Source organism: Algoriphagus confluentis, assembly GCF_036245625.1.
In the GTDB taxonomy this organism is placed as follows: domain Bacteria; phylum Bacteroidota; class Bacteroidia; order Cytophagales; family Cyclobacteriaceae; genus Algoriphagus; species Algoriphagus confluentis.
Genome location: NZ_BTPD01000001.1, coordinates 231,485 through 246,172, shown reverse-complemented (window position 1 = coordinate 246,172; position 14,688 = coordinate 231,485). Strand labels below are relative to the sequence as shown.

The 14,688-nt window shown below is 46.1% G+C and carries 10 protein-coding genes; 6 read left to right on the top strand and 4 right to left on the bottom strand.

Going from position 1 to position 14,688, the window contains the following annotated elements; all coding sequences use genetic code 11:
* Positions 1–18: 18 nt before the first annotated feature.
* On the top strand, positions 19–1,857 hold the full coding sequence (locus AAA943_RS01095; protein ID WP_338222395.1) for a M1 family metallopeptidase: 1,839 nt from the start codon (positions 19–21) through the stop codon (positions 1,855–1,857).
* Positions 1,858–2,033: 176 nt separating this feature from the next.
* Here the strand turns inward: AAA943_RS01095 and AAA943_RS01090 are convergent, their stop codons facing one another.
* Positions 2,034–2,783: a 3-keto-disaccharide hydrolase gene (locus tag AAA943_RS01090; RefSeq protein ID WP_338222394.1), complete on the bottom strand. Its 750-nt coding sequence runs from the start codon at positions 2,781–2,783 to the stop codon at positions 2,034–2,036.
* Positions 2,784–2,951: 168 nt separating this feature from the next.
* On the opposite strand from AAA943_RS01090, the gene ypfJ reads away from it, so the two are divergent.
* Positions 2,952–3,854, top strand: a complete 903-nt coding sequence (ypfJ, locus tag AAA943_RS01085) for a KPN_02809 family neutral zinc metallopeptidase (RefSeq protein ID WP_338222393.1) — start codon at positions 2,952–2,954, stop codon at positions 3,852–3,854.
* 182 nt (positions 3,855–4,036) lie between these two features.
* Here the strand turns inward: ypfJ and AAA943_RS01080 are convergent, their stop codons facing one another.
* Positions 4,037–5,263 carry an NRAMP family divalent metal transporter gene (locus tag AAA943_RS01080; protein WP_338222392.1) on the bottom strand — a complete coding sequence of 409 codons (1,227 nt, stop codon included), beginning with the start codon at positions 5,261–5,263 and terminating at the stop codon, positions 4,037–4,039.
* Positions 5,264–5,339: 76 nt separating this feature from the next.
* Between AAA943_RS01080 and AAA943_RS01075 the strand changes: the two genes are divergently transcribed.
* The 4 genes from AAA943_RS01075 (at position 5,340) to AAA943_RS01060 (ending at position 10,531) form a co-directional block, all read left to right on the top strand.
* The gene (locus AAA943_RS01075; protein ID WP_338222391.1) at positions 5,340–6,356 is read left to right on the top strand and encodes an alpha/beta fold hydrolase; all 1,017 of its coding nucleotides are present in this window, start codon (positions 5,340–5,342) and stop codon (positions 6,354–6,356) included.
* On the top strand, positions 6,346–7,587 hold the full coding sequence (locus AAA943_RS01070) for a DNA recombination protein RmuC (RefSeq protein WP_338222390.1): 1,242 nt from the start codon (positions 6,346–6,348) through the stop codon (positions 7,585–7,587). Before AAA943_RS01075 ends, AAA943_RS01070 begins: the two co-directional genes overlap by 11 nt.
* 145 nt (positions 7,588–7,732) lie before the next feature.
* Complete coding sequence (trkA, locus tag AAA943_RS01065) at positions 7,733–9,079, top strand: Trk system potassium transporter TrkA (protein ID WP_338222389.1); 1,347 nt, start codon at positions 7,733–7,735, stop codon at positions 9,077–9,079.
* A gap of 3 nt (positions 9,080–9,082) precedes the next feature.
* On the top strand, positions 9,083–10,531 hold the full coding sequence (locus AAA943_RS01060; RefSeq protein WP_338222388.1) for a TrkH family potassium uptake protein: 1,449 nt from the start codon (positions 9,083–9,085) through the stop codon (positions 10,529–10,531).
* On the opposite strand, the gene AAA943_RS01055 is transcribed toward AAA943_RS01060, so the two are convergent.
* Positions 10,528–12,987 carry a ligase-associated DNA damage response DEXH box helicase gene (locus AAA943_RS01055; protein WP_338222387.1) on the bottom strand — a complete coding sequence of 820 codons (2,460 nt, stop codon included), beginning with the start codon at positions 12,985–12,987 and terminating at the stop codon, positions 10,528–10,530. The two genes, AAA943_RS01060 and AAA943_RS01055, sit on opposite strands and share 4 nt — an antisense overlap.
* Positions 12,977–14,569 carry an ATP-dependent DNA ligase gene (locus AAA943_RS01050; protein WP_338222386.1) on the bottom strand — a complete coding sequence of 531 codons (1,593 nt, stop codon included), beginning with the start codon at positions 14,567–14,569 and terminating at the stop codon, positions 12,977–12,979. Before AAA943_RS01050 ends, AAA943_RS01055 begins: the two co-directional genes overlap by 11 nt.
* Positions 14,570–14,688: the final 119 nt, after the last annotated feature.

The window sequence follows — 14,688 nt, the reverse complement described above, 5'->3', positions numbered from 1 at the left end:
AAAAAAAAGTTTACCCTTATGCATAAGATTTTCGTGAAGCCTTTGTTGGGGCTTTTTCTTTTTGTGATAGCCAACCCGCTTTCCGCTCAGACAGGGCGCTTTCAGCAGGCGGTGGATTATAAGATGGAGGTTGCCATGGATGTCAACACCAATCAGTACCAGGGAAAGCAAAAGCTGGCTTACACCAACAATTCTCCGGATACCCTGACCCGGGTTTTTTATCACCTGTATTACAATGCTTTCCAGCCGGGAAGTATGATGGATGTCCGATCTAGAACTATTGCCGATCCGGACAGAAGGGTAGGAGACCGGATTTCCAAGCTGAAACCTGATGAAATAGGGTATCTCCATGCCAAGTCTTTGACCATGAATGGGAAGCCCGTGGAATTCAGAGAAGTGGAAACCATTCTGGAAGTGAATCTTCCAGAGCCGATTCTGCCCAATACCACCGTTACCTTTGATATGGAGTTTGAGGGTCAAGTTCCTTTGCAGATCAGAAGGTCAGGAAGAGACAGTGATGAGGGGGTACGCTACTCCATGTCCCAGTGGTATCCCAAGATGGCCAATTACGATGAGCAAGGCTGGCATGCCAATCCCTACATCGGGAGAGAGTTTTATGGGATTTGGGGAGATTTTGATGTGAAAATCACCATTGACAAAACCTATGTACTCGGTGGCACAGGCTACTTGCAAAATCCCAACGAAATCGGGCATGGATATGAGGACGAGGGAGTTACCGTTCCTGCTCCAAATGGAAATACACTGACTTGGCATTTTGTGGCACCTAAAGTCCATGACTTCATGTGGGGTGCTGATCCCAAATACAAGCACGACAAGGTGGAAATGGAAAACGGGATCACCGTTCACCATTTTTACATCCCTGGACCAAAGACCACTGAAAACTGGGAAAAACTGAAGGAATTCACCCCAAAAGCGATCAACTTCCTTTCCGAAAAATTTGGACAGTATCCCTACAAGCAATTTTCGGTAGTCCAAGGTGGAGACGGAGGTATGGAGTATGCCATGTCCACCTTGGTGACCGGAGAGCGTTCTTTGCCCAGCTTGGTAGGAGTGATGGTTCACGAACTGGCACATAGCTGGTTTCACGGGGTATTGGCTTCCAATGAGTCCTTATATCCATGGATGGATGAGGGCTTTACCTCTTATGCTACCAATCTGGCCATGGCAAATATATTCCAGGCAAGTGCCAATCCTCAGCGGGGATCTTATGCTGGCTATTACAGATTGGCCCTATCAGGATTGGAAGAACCCATGTCTACCCATTCAGACCACTACCATACCAATCAGGCCTATGGTGCCGCAGCCTATTCCAAAGGGGCAGTTTTCTTGGCTCAATTAGGCTATGTTTTGGGTGAAGAAGTCCGTGACCGGGCCATGCTTCGGTATTGGGATACCTGGAAGTTTAAGCATCCAAATGTTAATGACCTGATTCGGGTGATGGAAAAGGAAAGCGGAATCGAGCTGGATTGGTACAAGGAGTACTTTGTTTACACGACCAAAAAGATTGATTATGCGGTCAAAGAAGTAAAAGCCAACGGAAGCAACACAGAGATTACTCTTGAAAGAATTGGCTTGATGCCTATGCCTATCGATTTGGTGATTACGTACAAAGATGGTTCTCAAGAGTCAATTTACCTGCCTTTGGTGATCATGAGAGGTGAAAAAGCTCAGGAGTCTTTCACACCCACAAGAATTCATACCGAAACCTGGCCATGGACTAATCTGACCAAGTCCTTGATCCTTTCCAAGCCTTTTAGCTCGATCAAATCTGTGGAAATTGATCCTTCCAAGCGATTAGCGGATGTGCAGCAGGAAAACAACAAGAAGGAGTTTTAATTCCCCTTTGTCAACAAACAAAAACGGCGACCCAAATCAGGTCGCCGTTTTTTTTTGGATCACACTTCGACTCCGCTCAGTGTGACCTGTTTTTTGGAACAAAATTCAAAAGTTAAATTATCCGATCTAAAAGGGGACGGAAGTCATAGTTTGAAAACCTTATGAACCCCTGTCTTTCATTTCAAAGGTTTGATCCAGATATTCCGGTAGAGGACCTCATGTCCTTCCGCCTGAAGTTTGAGTCCTCCAGGGGTGTCGGTGATTCCTTTTCCTCCGTCATTTCCCCCATCGATCCCTGAATTGGGACCGCCCCAAACTTGCTGGATCACCACATTGTCATGTATTCTTACTCCGTTGAAAGTGACGGTCACTCTTGCCTTTTCGGTCAGCTTCCCATTTTCAAATCGGGCGGCTCGGAACTGGATATCGTAGGCATTCCATTTGCCGACTCCGTTGTATACTTTTTCTGAAGGTAAATGCTCGTTGATCACGGCAGCCATCCCATGGAGTCCATAGTCCCCATCCAGGATTTGGATTTCGTATCGGTTTTGAAGGTAGACTCCACTGTTTCCTCCTTCATTATTCACCAAAAACTCCACATGAGCTTCAAAATCCCTGAATTCATCCTTAGTCACAATGTCCGCTGCCCCGTATTTGCCACCTGCCCCGGAGGGGTCATTGGAGGAAATAGCCGGCTTGCCATCCACCGGATCGGTAACTTCCTCCCATTTGATGGGCATTTCTGCTGAGAATCGGGGACCTTCCCAGTATTTCCAGTTTTTGTGTAAAGATTTGGCAGTACCGTCCAAATAGACTTTCGCACCTTTTGGGGCTGGGGTGCCCAAATAGGAAGCTTTCTGTGCCGAAACATAGCCGACTACTCCAAAGAAAAGGAGCAAAAAGGAGTTGATGATTTTCAGGTTCATGGGTTTGAATGTTTTTTTTGAGTTCGGAAACGAATACTTAATGCATTCCACACGTCAATTTCTTTAAATTTATCCTAAATCAAATACCCTTTTACTCAAATGGCCCGGATTAGGTAGCATCGTCTGTCTTGGTCAAGAATAAGTTCTCACGATCTCAATGAAAATCCCATGAAATGGCAAGGCAGAAGACAAAGCTCAAATATCGATGACCGGAGAGGGCAGCCGGGTCCAAGAGGGGGAGGCGGTGGAATTAATCCTTTGCTTTTGGGGCCACTGCTAAAGATTCTTTTTTCCAAAACAGGCCTAGTCATCATTGGTTTGTTTATCGCCTTCTCCGTTTTCACTGGGACCAATCCCTTGAATCTCTTGGGCGGCCTATTGGGCGGTGGGGGAAGTCAGGGTTTTACCACAGAGACCAACTATACTCCAACTGCCGAGGAGGAAGAAATGGCTGCTTTTGCGGCTACTATTCTAGCTGATACCGAAGATGTCTGGAATCAGTTGATCGACAACTACCGTGAACCTACTTTGGTGCTGTACACAGGGGCTGTTTCCTCTGCCTGCGGAAATGCCAGTGCGGCTACAGGTCCATTTTACTGCCCTGCGGATGAAAAGCTATACATCGATCTGAGTTTCTTTCAGGAAATGGAAACCAAGCTTCGTGCGGGAGGAGATTTTGCCTATGCTTATGTCATTGCCCATGAAGTGGGACATCATATTCAGAAAATCATGGGGATCACGGATGAGGTACACAGCCTTCGGGGTAAGGTAAGCCAAAAGGAATACAACGACAATTCGGTCAGATTGGAGCTTCAGGCTGATTTTTTAGCCGGTGTATGGGCGCATCATAGCCAAAGGTCTTCCGCGATGATGGAGGCAGGAGACTTGGAAGAAGCGCTGAATGCAGCCAATGCCATAGGCGACGATCGGTTACAAAAGCAAGCTACGGGTAGAGTGGTGCCGGATTCCTTTACTCACGGTACCTCTGCCCAGCGGATGCGATGGTTCAAAAAAGGATTTGACACGGGGGATTTGAGCCTGGGAAATACGTTTCAGGCGAGGGAGTTGTAAAAAAGATCGAAGACGGGAGACGGAAGTATTGACCGATGTCGGATGACCGATGTCTGTGAAGGATAAAGTAAAATGTTTAAGGTGAGGGAATCAGGGTTGAAGATCCTACAGATGTCGTAAATCGTAATTCGTACCTCGTAAATAAACTCAGGCCTGTATTCGGAAATTTCAAAAATCGAACTTCAAAACCATCCAAAAACAGCCCCAAGACTTTTTAAGCCCAAAACCAGTGTAAGGACCCAAATCAAAAAGCCAAAAAAGGTCCATGTTTTGGAATTGGTGTGGTGTCCTAGAAAACCGGATTGACTACCTGCCCAAATCAACCATCCACTGATAATGGGCAAAAGGATGCCATTGGCAAGTTGGGCCAATGTGATCAGGTAAAATGGACGAATCCCGAGAGAAGAAACGACTATTCCCAGCAGTAAAATACTTCCCATGCCAATCCTCATCGATGTCGACTGGATTTCCTGACTTTTTCCCAATAAGCCACAAATCACCATTCCACCTGCCAGAGGAGCGGTAATCGTAGAGGTCAATCCTGCAGCCATCAACCCAAACCCCATCAAGTAAGAGGCAAATTCCCCAAAAACCCCACGCAGTCCTTGGGCAATATCAGCGGCTGTCCGGAGCTCGGATACGGGATTGGCTACACCTACAATCAGAATACTCATCGATACTCCTACGCCCAATATCACAGCCAAGCTGATATCCCAGCGCATATCAGTGATTTCTTTGGGCTTAATCCACCTGTTTTTAGCCAGACTGGCGTAGAGAAAAAGATTGTAAGGAACTACCGTAGTCCCAATTAGGGCAACTATAGTGGGAAGTTTTTCCTCATCAAAAACGGGGACAAACCCTGAGAATACCGCCGACCAATCCGGTCGGGTCATGCCTGCCGCCATCAAAAAGGCCAAGGACATCAAGATGACCAAGGCAATCAAGGCTTTTTCCAATGTTTTGTAATTCCCGGACCAAAGGAGGAAAAAAGCCAGTCCCCCGAAAAGCAAGGTGCCGGATTGGATGCTGAATGAATTGATTTCCCAAACCGGAGCTTCCCAAAACACGCCCAAACCTAGATTGGCACCAGTAAGATTCCCTCCCTCATAGGCTGCATTGCCCAAGCCAATGGCAAGAAAGACCAATACCAGAGAAAGGATTTTAAAGACTTGATTTTGGGATTGTTTTTTCAATAATTCACTCAGATCCATCCGGGTAATCAATCCCAATCGACCTGAGATTTCCTGTAGATAAAGTGTAGCTACCAAACTCAGTCCCAATGCCCATAGCAAGGTATAATCAAACTGGATGCCCGCAAGAGAACAAACCGTGACTGTTCCCGGACCGATAAATGCAGCGGTGACCAGAGGACCTGGACCGGTTTTTTTCAGGAGATCTTTGAGTTTCAAAACAGATTTTTTGGGAAAATAGAGAATTGGGAAGATTTTTTGTAGGAATTGTTATATCGCTTAAAGAAAATAGGGCATGCAGTGGATTTTCAAGATTTTAAAAGTTTTAGCCGTTCTGATATTGGCATTGGTGTTTTTTTTGGCGCTTCTTTACCGGGGAGATATTTCGGCTGAGGAAATCAATTCCAAATACTGGACACCTCAGTCTCACTTTATAGAAATCGACGGAGTTAATGTACATGTCCGGTTTTTGGGAGATGGGGAACCCATTTTTCTTCTTCACGGAAGCTTTTCCTCTTTGCATACCTGGGATGTTTGGCAGCAGGAGTTGAGCCCTTACTTCATGACCATTTCTTTGGATTTTCCCGGGCATGGGCTTACAGGTCCGGATGAGCTTAAGCGCTACACGGTGGAGGATTACAGTCACCTGGTAATGAGGTTGGCCGAGAAGCTCAATATTTCAAAGTTTCACCTAGCGGGTAATTCCATGGGAGGAGCAGTGGCTTTGAATATCGCTTCCAATCGTCCGGACAAGGTTCTTTCTCTGAATCTGATCGACGCCTCAGGTGCACCGCAAAGAGAAGTGAGAAGCTTAGACTCTATTTCCACCACCAACAGAGGGGGAGGTGCTTGGATTTTCAAACTGATCGAGAACCCGGTATTTTCCAAAATTCTACTCAAGTGCACGCCAAAGTTCCTTTTTGCCATGAATATGAAGGAAGTTTACGGGGATGAGTCCCGGGTATCTGCTCAAGTGGTGGATCGATACTATGAATTGATGCTTCGGGAGGGTAATCGCCGAGCTACCATGGATCGGATGACTCAGGGAAGAAGATCCACCATTGATTTTGATCGACTGACTATGCCGACTTTGATTCTTTGGGGCGCAAAGGACACCTGGATTCCCCTTTCTCAGGGGCAACAATTGGAAAAGGTCATTCCAGGCTCCAACCTGATCGTTTTTCCTGATGCGGGACATGTGCCAATGGAAGAAATACCGACAGAATCTGTCGCGGAATACCTGTCTTTTTTAGGGGTGGAGGTCAGAAAAAACTACCTTCATCCACCTAAACAAATGGTATATGCAGATTGAGTATTGGATTTATGTACTTCTGCTGCTTCAGATTTTGCTTTTTTTCTTTCTTATTTTCAGGAAAGGTGGAGAAAATCAGCAGCAGGCTCTTTCGGAGGAGTTCTCTAAAATTTCCAAGGAATTGACTTTTTCTCTTAAGGAAAACAGAAAAGAAGTATCAGATCGACTAATCCAGCAATTTCAGTTGGTTTTTGATTCCCAAAGAGCAGGGGCAAAGGATCAAAGTGAAGCCCTGCGTCTGTTTGGAGATACTGTTCGCCAAAGCATGAGAGACTTACAGGAAATGCAACGGGAGAAGTTTTCTGAGCTGAACAGAAGACAGGAGGAGCTGGTCAGAAACACGGAAACCCGACTGGAAAAAATTCGGGAGACGGTAGATGAAAAGCTGCAGAAAACCTTAGAAACCCGTTTGGGCCAATCCTTTGAAATGGTAAGCAATCAGCTACAGGCCGTGCAGAAAGGATTGGGTGAAATGCAGCATTTGGCCAATGGAGTAGGAGATCTGAAGCGAGTTCTGAGCAATGTGAAAAACCGAGGTGTCTTGGGTGAATATCAGCTACAGGCTATTTTGGAAAATATGCTTTCTCCCGACCAATTTCTGTCCAATGCCTCCGTCAACGGATCAAGAGAGCGAGTGGAATTTGCTGTGAAAATGCCCGGACAAGAGGAAACGGTCCTTCTTCCCATCGATTCCAAGTTTCCTCAGGAATCCTACCTGAGACTGGTGGATGCCTACGAAACAGGAGAAAAAATCAGCATCGATGCTTTTCGCCTAGAGTTGGTGAAAGCGATTAAAAAGTCAGCTGCTGATATCCAAAACAAATACATTCATCCCCCGGCAACCACAGATTTTGCCTTGCTTTTCCTTCCTATGGAGAGCCTTTACGCGGAGGTCCTTCGCGAACCTGGCCTAGCCCAGCAGATTCAGCAGGAGTATAAGGTCATCGTAACAGGTCCCACTACGCTTTCGGCTATTTTGAACTCCCTTCAGATGGGATTCAAGACTTTAGCCATCCAAAAAAGGAGCTCCGAAGTCTGGCAAATTCTTGGAGCGATCAAGAATGAGTTTGGGAAATTTGGAGATTTACTGGAGAAAACGCAGAAAAAGCTGAGTGAAGCCAATGCTGAGCTGGACAAACTGGTAGGGGTGAGGACTCGGGTGATCCAAAGGAAGTTGAAAGAAGTTCAGGAAATGCCCGATGCAGAAAGCCAAAGTCTATTGGATGAATAGGAAGGGCAATCATGGAGATGGGTTTGGAATAAATTAAAGAGAGTGGGAAATAATTGGTCGTTTCGGAAAAAAGAAATAGTCTGAATTCCGTGGTACACTGCCAAAAGAATTTAATTTTGTTTCTCAATTCACTCACGCTACCTACATGGGAATGAACATTGTAATCGCCGGGGCAGGAGACATGGGATACCACCTTGCCGAGCGATTAAGTTTCGACAACAAGGACATCACCCTCATTGATACCGACCGGAATGTTTTGGATTATGTGGCTTCCAAATTGGACGTGATGACCGTTCAAGGAGATGCGACCTCCCTGGATGTGCTCGATCAGGCCAATGTCCAAAACGCAAATATGGTCTTGGCGGTCACCACTTCTGAGAAGACTAATCTGGTTACGGCGGTTTTGGCTAAGCAGCTGGGAGCTAAGCGAGTGATGGCAAGGGTGAGAAATCACACGTACCTGAAGGAAGATAATGTGCCTTACTTCAACAATTTGGGCATAGACAATCTGATATCTCCTACCATGCTATGCTCTCAGGAGATTGCCAAAATGATTGAAAACTCCAGCTTTACCGAGGTTTTCGATTTTGGAGGAGGCAAGTTGAACATTGTAGGGATCACATTGGACCAATACAGTCCTTTGGTCAATCAACGGATCATGGATACCAAAGAAGATCCTACCTACGAGGATATCCGTATCATTGCCATTGTTAGAGACCAAAAGACGATCATTCCTCGAGGAAGTACGATTATCCGAAACAACGACCATGCATTTTTTATCTCCCACAAGAAAAACACCGAGAGCATTATCGAAGCTTTGGGTCAGAAAAAGGTACGGATCAAGAACATCATGATCATCGGAGGAGATGACATGGCGGTGACCACAGCGATCCGTCTTCAGGGAGACTACAGAATTACCTTGGTCAATAACGACAAAGAGCGCTGCAAATGGCTTGCGGAGCGGTTACCAGACACTTTGGTCATTAATGGTGACTACAAAAACATTGAATTGCTGGTGGAAGAAGGGCTAGAGCAGATGGATGCATTTTTGGCTCTGACCGAATCCTCAGAGACCAATATCATCACCAGTCTTTCAGCCAAGAATCACGGAGTGTATAAAACCATCGCCCATGTGGACACCAGGGAGTACATCCATATCTCCCACAGCATCGGGGTGGATTCTCTGATCAATAAAAAACTCGTGGCAGCCAATGAAATCACCCGATACCTTCGGAAAGGAAAAGTAGATGCAGTTTCTGGGATTTACGGAGTGGATGCAGAATTTATTCAATACAGCGTTTCCAAAAACAACAGACTCACTAAGCATCCTTTGAAAGATTTACACTTTCCTTCCACCGCGATTGTGGCCGGGGTGATTCGGGGGGAAAATGTATTTATACCGGATGGGGAGTTTATTCTTCATATGGATGATAAAGCTATTGTCCTGGCCCTTCCTGAAGCCAAGCAGACCTTGGAAAAGCTGTTTCACTAAGCGATGGTTCATCTCAAAGCCATAGGGAAAATCATGGGAGCCTTGATGTTTTTGATCGGGGTTCTGATGCTTCCTGCCGTAAGTATTTCCTGGATTTATGGAGAAAACTCAGCCCCATTGGCTATTTCCGCAGCTATTTCGGTTCTTCTTGGATTGATCTTTTTCTTTTCTTTTGCCAAGTACGATCAGCTCATCAGAAAGCGGGAGGGCTATTTGATTGTGGCCTTGAGTTGGGTGATCATGTCCCTGTTTGGGATGTTGCCTTTTTTGCTTTCAGAAGAAATCAATAGCCTCTCCGATGCTGTTTTTGAGACCGTTTCGGGTTTGACTACCACTGGGGCCTCAATTCTGAATGACATCGAAGCCATGCCCAAGGGGCTGCTTTTCTGGAGAAGTATGACCCAATGGATAGGTGGTTTGGGAATTATCGTATTGACCGTTGCCATCTTCCCCTTGCTGGGTATTGGAGGTTCTGAGCTCTTTGTGGCCGAATCTCCCGGTCCTACTTCAGACAAGGTACATCCCAGAATTTCCGAGACTGCCAAGCGATTATGGTACATTTACGTAGGATTGACTGCCCTTGCCACCTTGGCCTATTGGATAGGAGGAATGACGTTTTACGATGCGATCAATCATGGATTGACCACCTTGGCTACGGGAGGGTTTTCTACCAAAAATGCCAGCATGGCCTTCTATGACTCGGCATTTATCCAGTACTCAGCTGTTTTTTTTATGTTTTTGGCGGGGACTAACTTCACCTTGATTTATTTCGGGATGGTCGGACGCTTTTCCAGAATTGTGAAAAGTGATGAATTCAAAGCTTACACCGGGGCAGTCGTCTTGCTGACTTTGGTTGTTTTCGCCGGAATCTTGGGTACCTCAGATAATGGAATCGAATTATCCTTCCGTAAAGCATCATTCCAAGTCGTTTCCTTGATTACCACCACGGGTTTTGTGACGGATGATTATACGCAATATGGAAAAGGGATCACCTATATCTGCTTTATGATGTTGTTTTTGGGAGGTTCAGCAGGTTCTACAGCAGGAGGAATCAAGTTTATCCGACACGTCACCTTCCTCAAAAACTCCTGGCTGGAATTCAAACGCATCGTTCACCCTCGCGCCATTGTCCCTTTGATCATTAACGGTGAGCGGGTTACCGGGAGGATCATCAATAACATCATGAACTTTCTTTTGATCTACCTCAGCACTTTTGTAGGTGGTTCATTGGCAATTTCGCTCTTAGGCTATGATCTATCCACCTCCTTAGGGGCTGTGGCTACCTGCTTGGGAAATGTAGGACCGGCCATCGGTGAAGTGGGCCCTGTCGATAATTTCGCCTTTTTCTCACCGGCCGCCAAGTATGTGCTTTCTTTCCTGATGCTTTTGGGCCGCTTGGAGCTCTTCACCATTTTGATTCTGTTTACTCCGTTTTTCTGGAGAGCCAATTAATCCACTTCCTCCATTTGAGCGAGGATTTTGGCCACTTTGTCTTCCACACTTTCTGAGGAAATGTTGGTTCGGCTGAGTCGGTCCACCATGATGGGAAAGGAAAAAGGGGTAAACTGACTGGGATATTGGATACTGAATCGGGAGCGGTTCAGTTTTTTCATTGCTCGGATAAACATCTCCTGCTCCATCTGTTGATTGAGCGCTTCTTGCCGAGCCTGTCTGAGCAGAAGGTTGTCCGGGTCGTATTGTTCAAAAACCTGAAATAACAGGCTGGAATTGGCCTGAATATGCTTGAAGGAAGTGGGCTTGCCCGGGTATCCCTGAAAAACCAAACCGGCTATGCTGGCAATTTCCCGGAACTTCCTTCTGGACATTTCACTCTCATTGACGCAGTGAAGGATATCTTCTTCGATGTTTTTCAGAGTAAAAATATCCTCCTCGATCAGCTCTTCTATGGAAATCGGGGTGTCGGACAAGATCTCAAATCCGTAGTCATTCATAGCCATGTTCAAAGACACCGGATAGCTTAGGGAAATCCGATAGGCAATCAGCGCACTCATCAACTCATGCATCATCCTTCCCTCGAAAGGATAGAAAAACAGGTGATAACCATCCCTGGACTGAAGCGATTCTATCAGAAAAGTCTCTCCATCCGGCACGATGGACAGCTTACTTTGCAAATCCAGAATAGGCAGCACCCTTTTTACTTCCTCTGAACGGATGATTCCCTGATTGTATTCCTTGAAAATCTCCCTAATCTTGTCAGAAAGCATGGAGGAAAGAGACATTCGTGCTCCCATCCAGCTCACCACATTTGAAGTCTTCTTTTCCGACACTTTTACAAAAACATCCATTCCCTTCACCTGCAGGAGTTCCAAGCTTCTACCGGCAAAAAAGAACCGATCTCCGATTTTCAATTTGGATATAAAATATTCCTCCACCGAACCCAGGTAAGTCCCATTCTTAAACTTTACCCTGAGGTTCACATCGGATACGATGGTTCCCATGCTGAGCCGATGCTTCATGGCGATTTTCTTACTCTTGACCCGATACAGCCCGTCTTCGTCCCGTACTACTTTGAGAAAATCCTCGTAATTGCCCAAGGATGCACCTCCTTTGATGATAAAATCCAAGATCCATAGCTCCTCTTCTTCATTCAGTTTGGAAAATGAACGGGTCCTTTTGACCAAAGGGAAAATAAACTCAGGATCAAACCCTTCTCCCACTGCCAAAGTGACCAAAAACTGAATCAAAACATCGTAAGGAAGCTCAGGTGTGTATTGGGATTCCATTTCTTCCATTTCTATGGCATTTCGAAGAGCTGCTGCCTCGACCAACTCCAAGGCATTCGTGGGGACAAAAAATATTTCCGAGGGAAGTCCAGGCTGATGACCTGCCCGGCCAGCCCGCTGTACAAAGCGACTTACCCCTTTTGGACTTCCTACTTGGATGACTCGATCCACTGGCCTAAAATCCACTCCCAAATCCAAGCTTGAGGTACACACGACCAATTTCAGGATTCCTTCGTGCAGCGCATTTTCTACCCAAGCTCGTACAGACATATCCAATGAACCATGATGCATGGCAATCCAGCCTGCCCAATCGGGACGGGTTTCCAGGATTTTCTGATACCAAATCTCAGTTTGTGAGCGAGTATTGGTGAATAACAGGACTGATTTTCCACTTTCAATGATGGAAATTACCTGATCGAGCATACGAATTCCCAAATGCCCAGCCCAAGGGTACTTTTCGATTTCCTCAGGAAATACTGAGCGTATGATGATCTCTTTTTCCACCTTGGCCTTCACAATATGGATGGGAAGATTATTTCCCAAGAGCGTTTGTGCTGCTTGGCTAAGGTTGCCGATGGTGGCAGATACCGCCCATCTTCTGAATTGACCGGGACAAATAGCCTGAAGGTATTCCAAAGCCAGCTGAACCTGCACTCCTCGTTTGTTTCCTACCAGTTCATGCCATTCATCGACCACCACTGCTTTCAAGGACTGAAAAAGATTCCTGTGATCTTTTTGGGAAATAAGGATATGCAAGGTCTCCGGGGTGGTGATCAGGCATTGGGGAGGCCGGCGCTTCAGTGCTGCACGGGTCTTGGCATCGGTGTCTCCATTGCGGACGACTACTTGCCAAGGAAGCCCGATTGTCTCACAGACTTCCTGCATGGCTTTTTGGAGGTCTTGTGCCAAAGCTCTCAGAGGAGTCACCCAAATCAGCTGAATTCCATCATTTTTAGGGGTTTTCCAGCTATCCGGATGGTTTTGGATGTACTCCAAGATAGCCGGAAACCAAAGCGCAAAAGTCTTTCCCGATCCGGTGGGTGCATTAAGAAGTCCCGACTTTCCTGCCAAAAAATCCCTCCAGGTCTCCAATTGAAATGGAAAAGGGGTCCAGCCTTTTTGCCGGAAAAACTCAAGGCCGATTTCCAGATTCTTATCCTCCATAGACTTTGAGCAGGGATTTGAGATCTTCGAGCGTATTGGCTTCCTCCATGGGTTTGTCTTTTCTCCAGCGTGAAATTCGGGGAAATCTCAACGCAATCCCACTTTTGTGACGGGGACTGTCCTGAATTCCTTCGAAGGCAATCTCAAAAACCAACTCGGGCTTCACGGTTCTCACCGGACCAAAGCGCTCCTTGGTGTTTTTCTTAACAAAGGCATCCACCTCTCGCATTTCCGCATCGGTCAGCCCGGAATAGGCTTTGGCGAAAGGAACCAAACGGTCTCCTTCCCACACTCCAAAGGTGTAATCCGAATACAGGTCAGCCCTTCGGCCATGACCTTTTTGAGCGTAGATCATTACCCCGTCAATGGTCAGGGGTTCGATTTTCCATTTCCACCAGCTTCCTCTTTTTCTTCCCGATTCGTAGGGAGAATCCAGTTTTTTCATCATCAGGCCTTCAGCAAAGTGTTCTCTTGATGCTTGTCTAAGATCGGCAAGATCCTTCCAAGACTCAGGAGACAAAGCTTTCGAAAGTTCAAATCTTGGATGGGGATGGGAGTGATAAAGTTCCTGAATGATTTTTTTCCGCTCAGCCAAAGGCCAGTCTCTAACATCCTTTCCCTTCCATTCCAGCAAGTCATAGACGAGAAGACTTACAGGAGCTTCTGTCAGCTGCTTTTTGCTAAGATTCTTTCTTCCAATTCGGGTTTGAAGAATTGCAAAGGGTAGGGGTTTGCCTTCACTAAAGGCGAGAATTTCACCGTCTAGGACTGTTCCATCCGGGAGATTTTCGGCCAAGTCCAGTAGCTCGGGAAACTTCTCGTTGACCAGTTCTTCCCCACGACTCCAAATAAAAGTCTCTCCTTTTCTCCGGATCAGTTGCCCCCGAATTCCATCCCATTTCCATTCGGCCAGCCACTCAGCCCTATCTCCCAACTCTTCAGGCACGCCTTCCAAGGGATGGGCCAAAAAGAAAGGGTAGGGCTTGGATATGTCCTGTTCAATTTCCCCCTGATCAAAGAGCTCTTCAAAACTGAGCTTCAAGGGATCCCAATTGCCCATCAAAGCATGTGCTATTTGGGATTTGTCTCTATTCAAAAACTTTGACAAGGCCTGAATCATCAGATTTTGGCTGACACCAATCCGGAAACCTCCAGTAATCAGCTTATTGAACACAAAGCGCTCGGTACGATCCAATTGATCCCAAGCCTGAAGGATAAACTCTTTTTTGTTTTCCTCTTCTTGTTTTTCCAGAGCAATCAGTTGATCAATCCACTCTGAAAGGGGTAGGGAGTTGGCCTTGGAAGGCTGTGGAAGCAGCAAAGCTATGGTTTCGGCCAAGTCACCCACGGTATGATAGCTTTCTTCAAAAAGCCATTCCGGGATACTGGATGTCTCCATGCACCAATCCCGAAGCTGTCGTGTGCTGACTTGTCTTTTGGGCCTGCGGTGGGAAAAAACTGCAATTGCCCAAACTTTATCAGAATCAGAAGCCTCTTCGAAAAATTGAAGCAAAGCACCAAGTTTATCTCCAGTCTTATTGGATTGGTCCAGTCGGGAAATAAGTTCCGCAAAATGCTTCATAGGGTGGAGAAAAAAGGTGAGCTCAGGAAAGTGAGCGAGATCACCGAAAATGTGGTTTTAATTGATAATTTTAGCTAATTAATGAACAGCTTCCCAGAAGTGTTCGTTAGAAATGAAAA

Bases quoted from the DNA above. Each gene is read 5' to 3' on its own strand.
- AAA943_RS01070 (WP_338222390.1), top strand. From the start codon at position 6,346: ATGCAGATTGAGTATTGGATTTATGTACTTCTGCTGCTTCAGATTTTG.
- AAA943_RS01050 (WP_338222386.1), bottom strand. From the start codon at position 14,569: ATGAAGCATTTTGCGGAACTTATTTCCCGACTGGACCAATCCAATAAG.
- AAA943_RS01075 (WP_338222391.1), top strand. From the start codon at position 5,340: ATGCAGTGGATTTTCAAGATTTTAAAAGTTTTAGCCGTTCTGATATTG.
- AAA943_RS01090 (WP_338222394.1), bottom strand. From the start codon at position 2,783: ATGAACCTGAAAATCATCAACTCCTTTTTGCTCCTTTTCTTTGGAGTA.
- AAA943_RS01060 (WP_338222388.1), top strand. From the start codon at position 9,083: ATGGTTCATCTCAAAGCCATAGGGAAAATCATGGGAGCCTTGATGTTT.
- trkA (WP_338222389.1), top strand. From the start codon at position 7,733: ATGGGAATGAACATTGTAATCGCCGGGGCAGGAGACATGGGATACCAC.
- ypfJ (WP_338222393.1), top strand. From the start codon at position 2,952: ATGAAATGGCAAGGCAGAAGACAAAGCTCAAATATCGATGACCGGAGA.
- AAA943_RS01055 (WP_338222387.1), bottom strand. From the start codon at position 12,987: ATGGAGGATAAGAATCTGGAAATCGGCCTTGAGTTTTTCCGGCAAAAA.
- AAA943_RS01095 (WP_338222395.1), top strand. From the start codon at position 19: ATGCATAAGATTTTCGTGAAGCCTTTGTTGGGGCTTTTTCTTTTTGTG.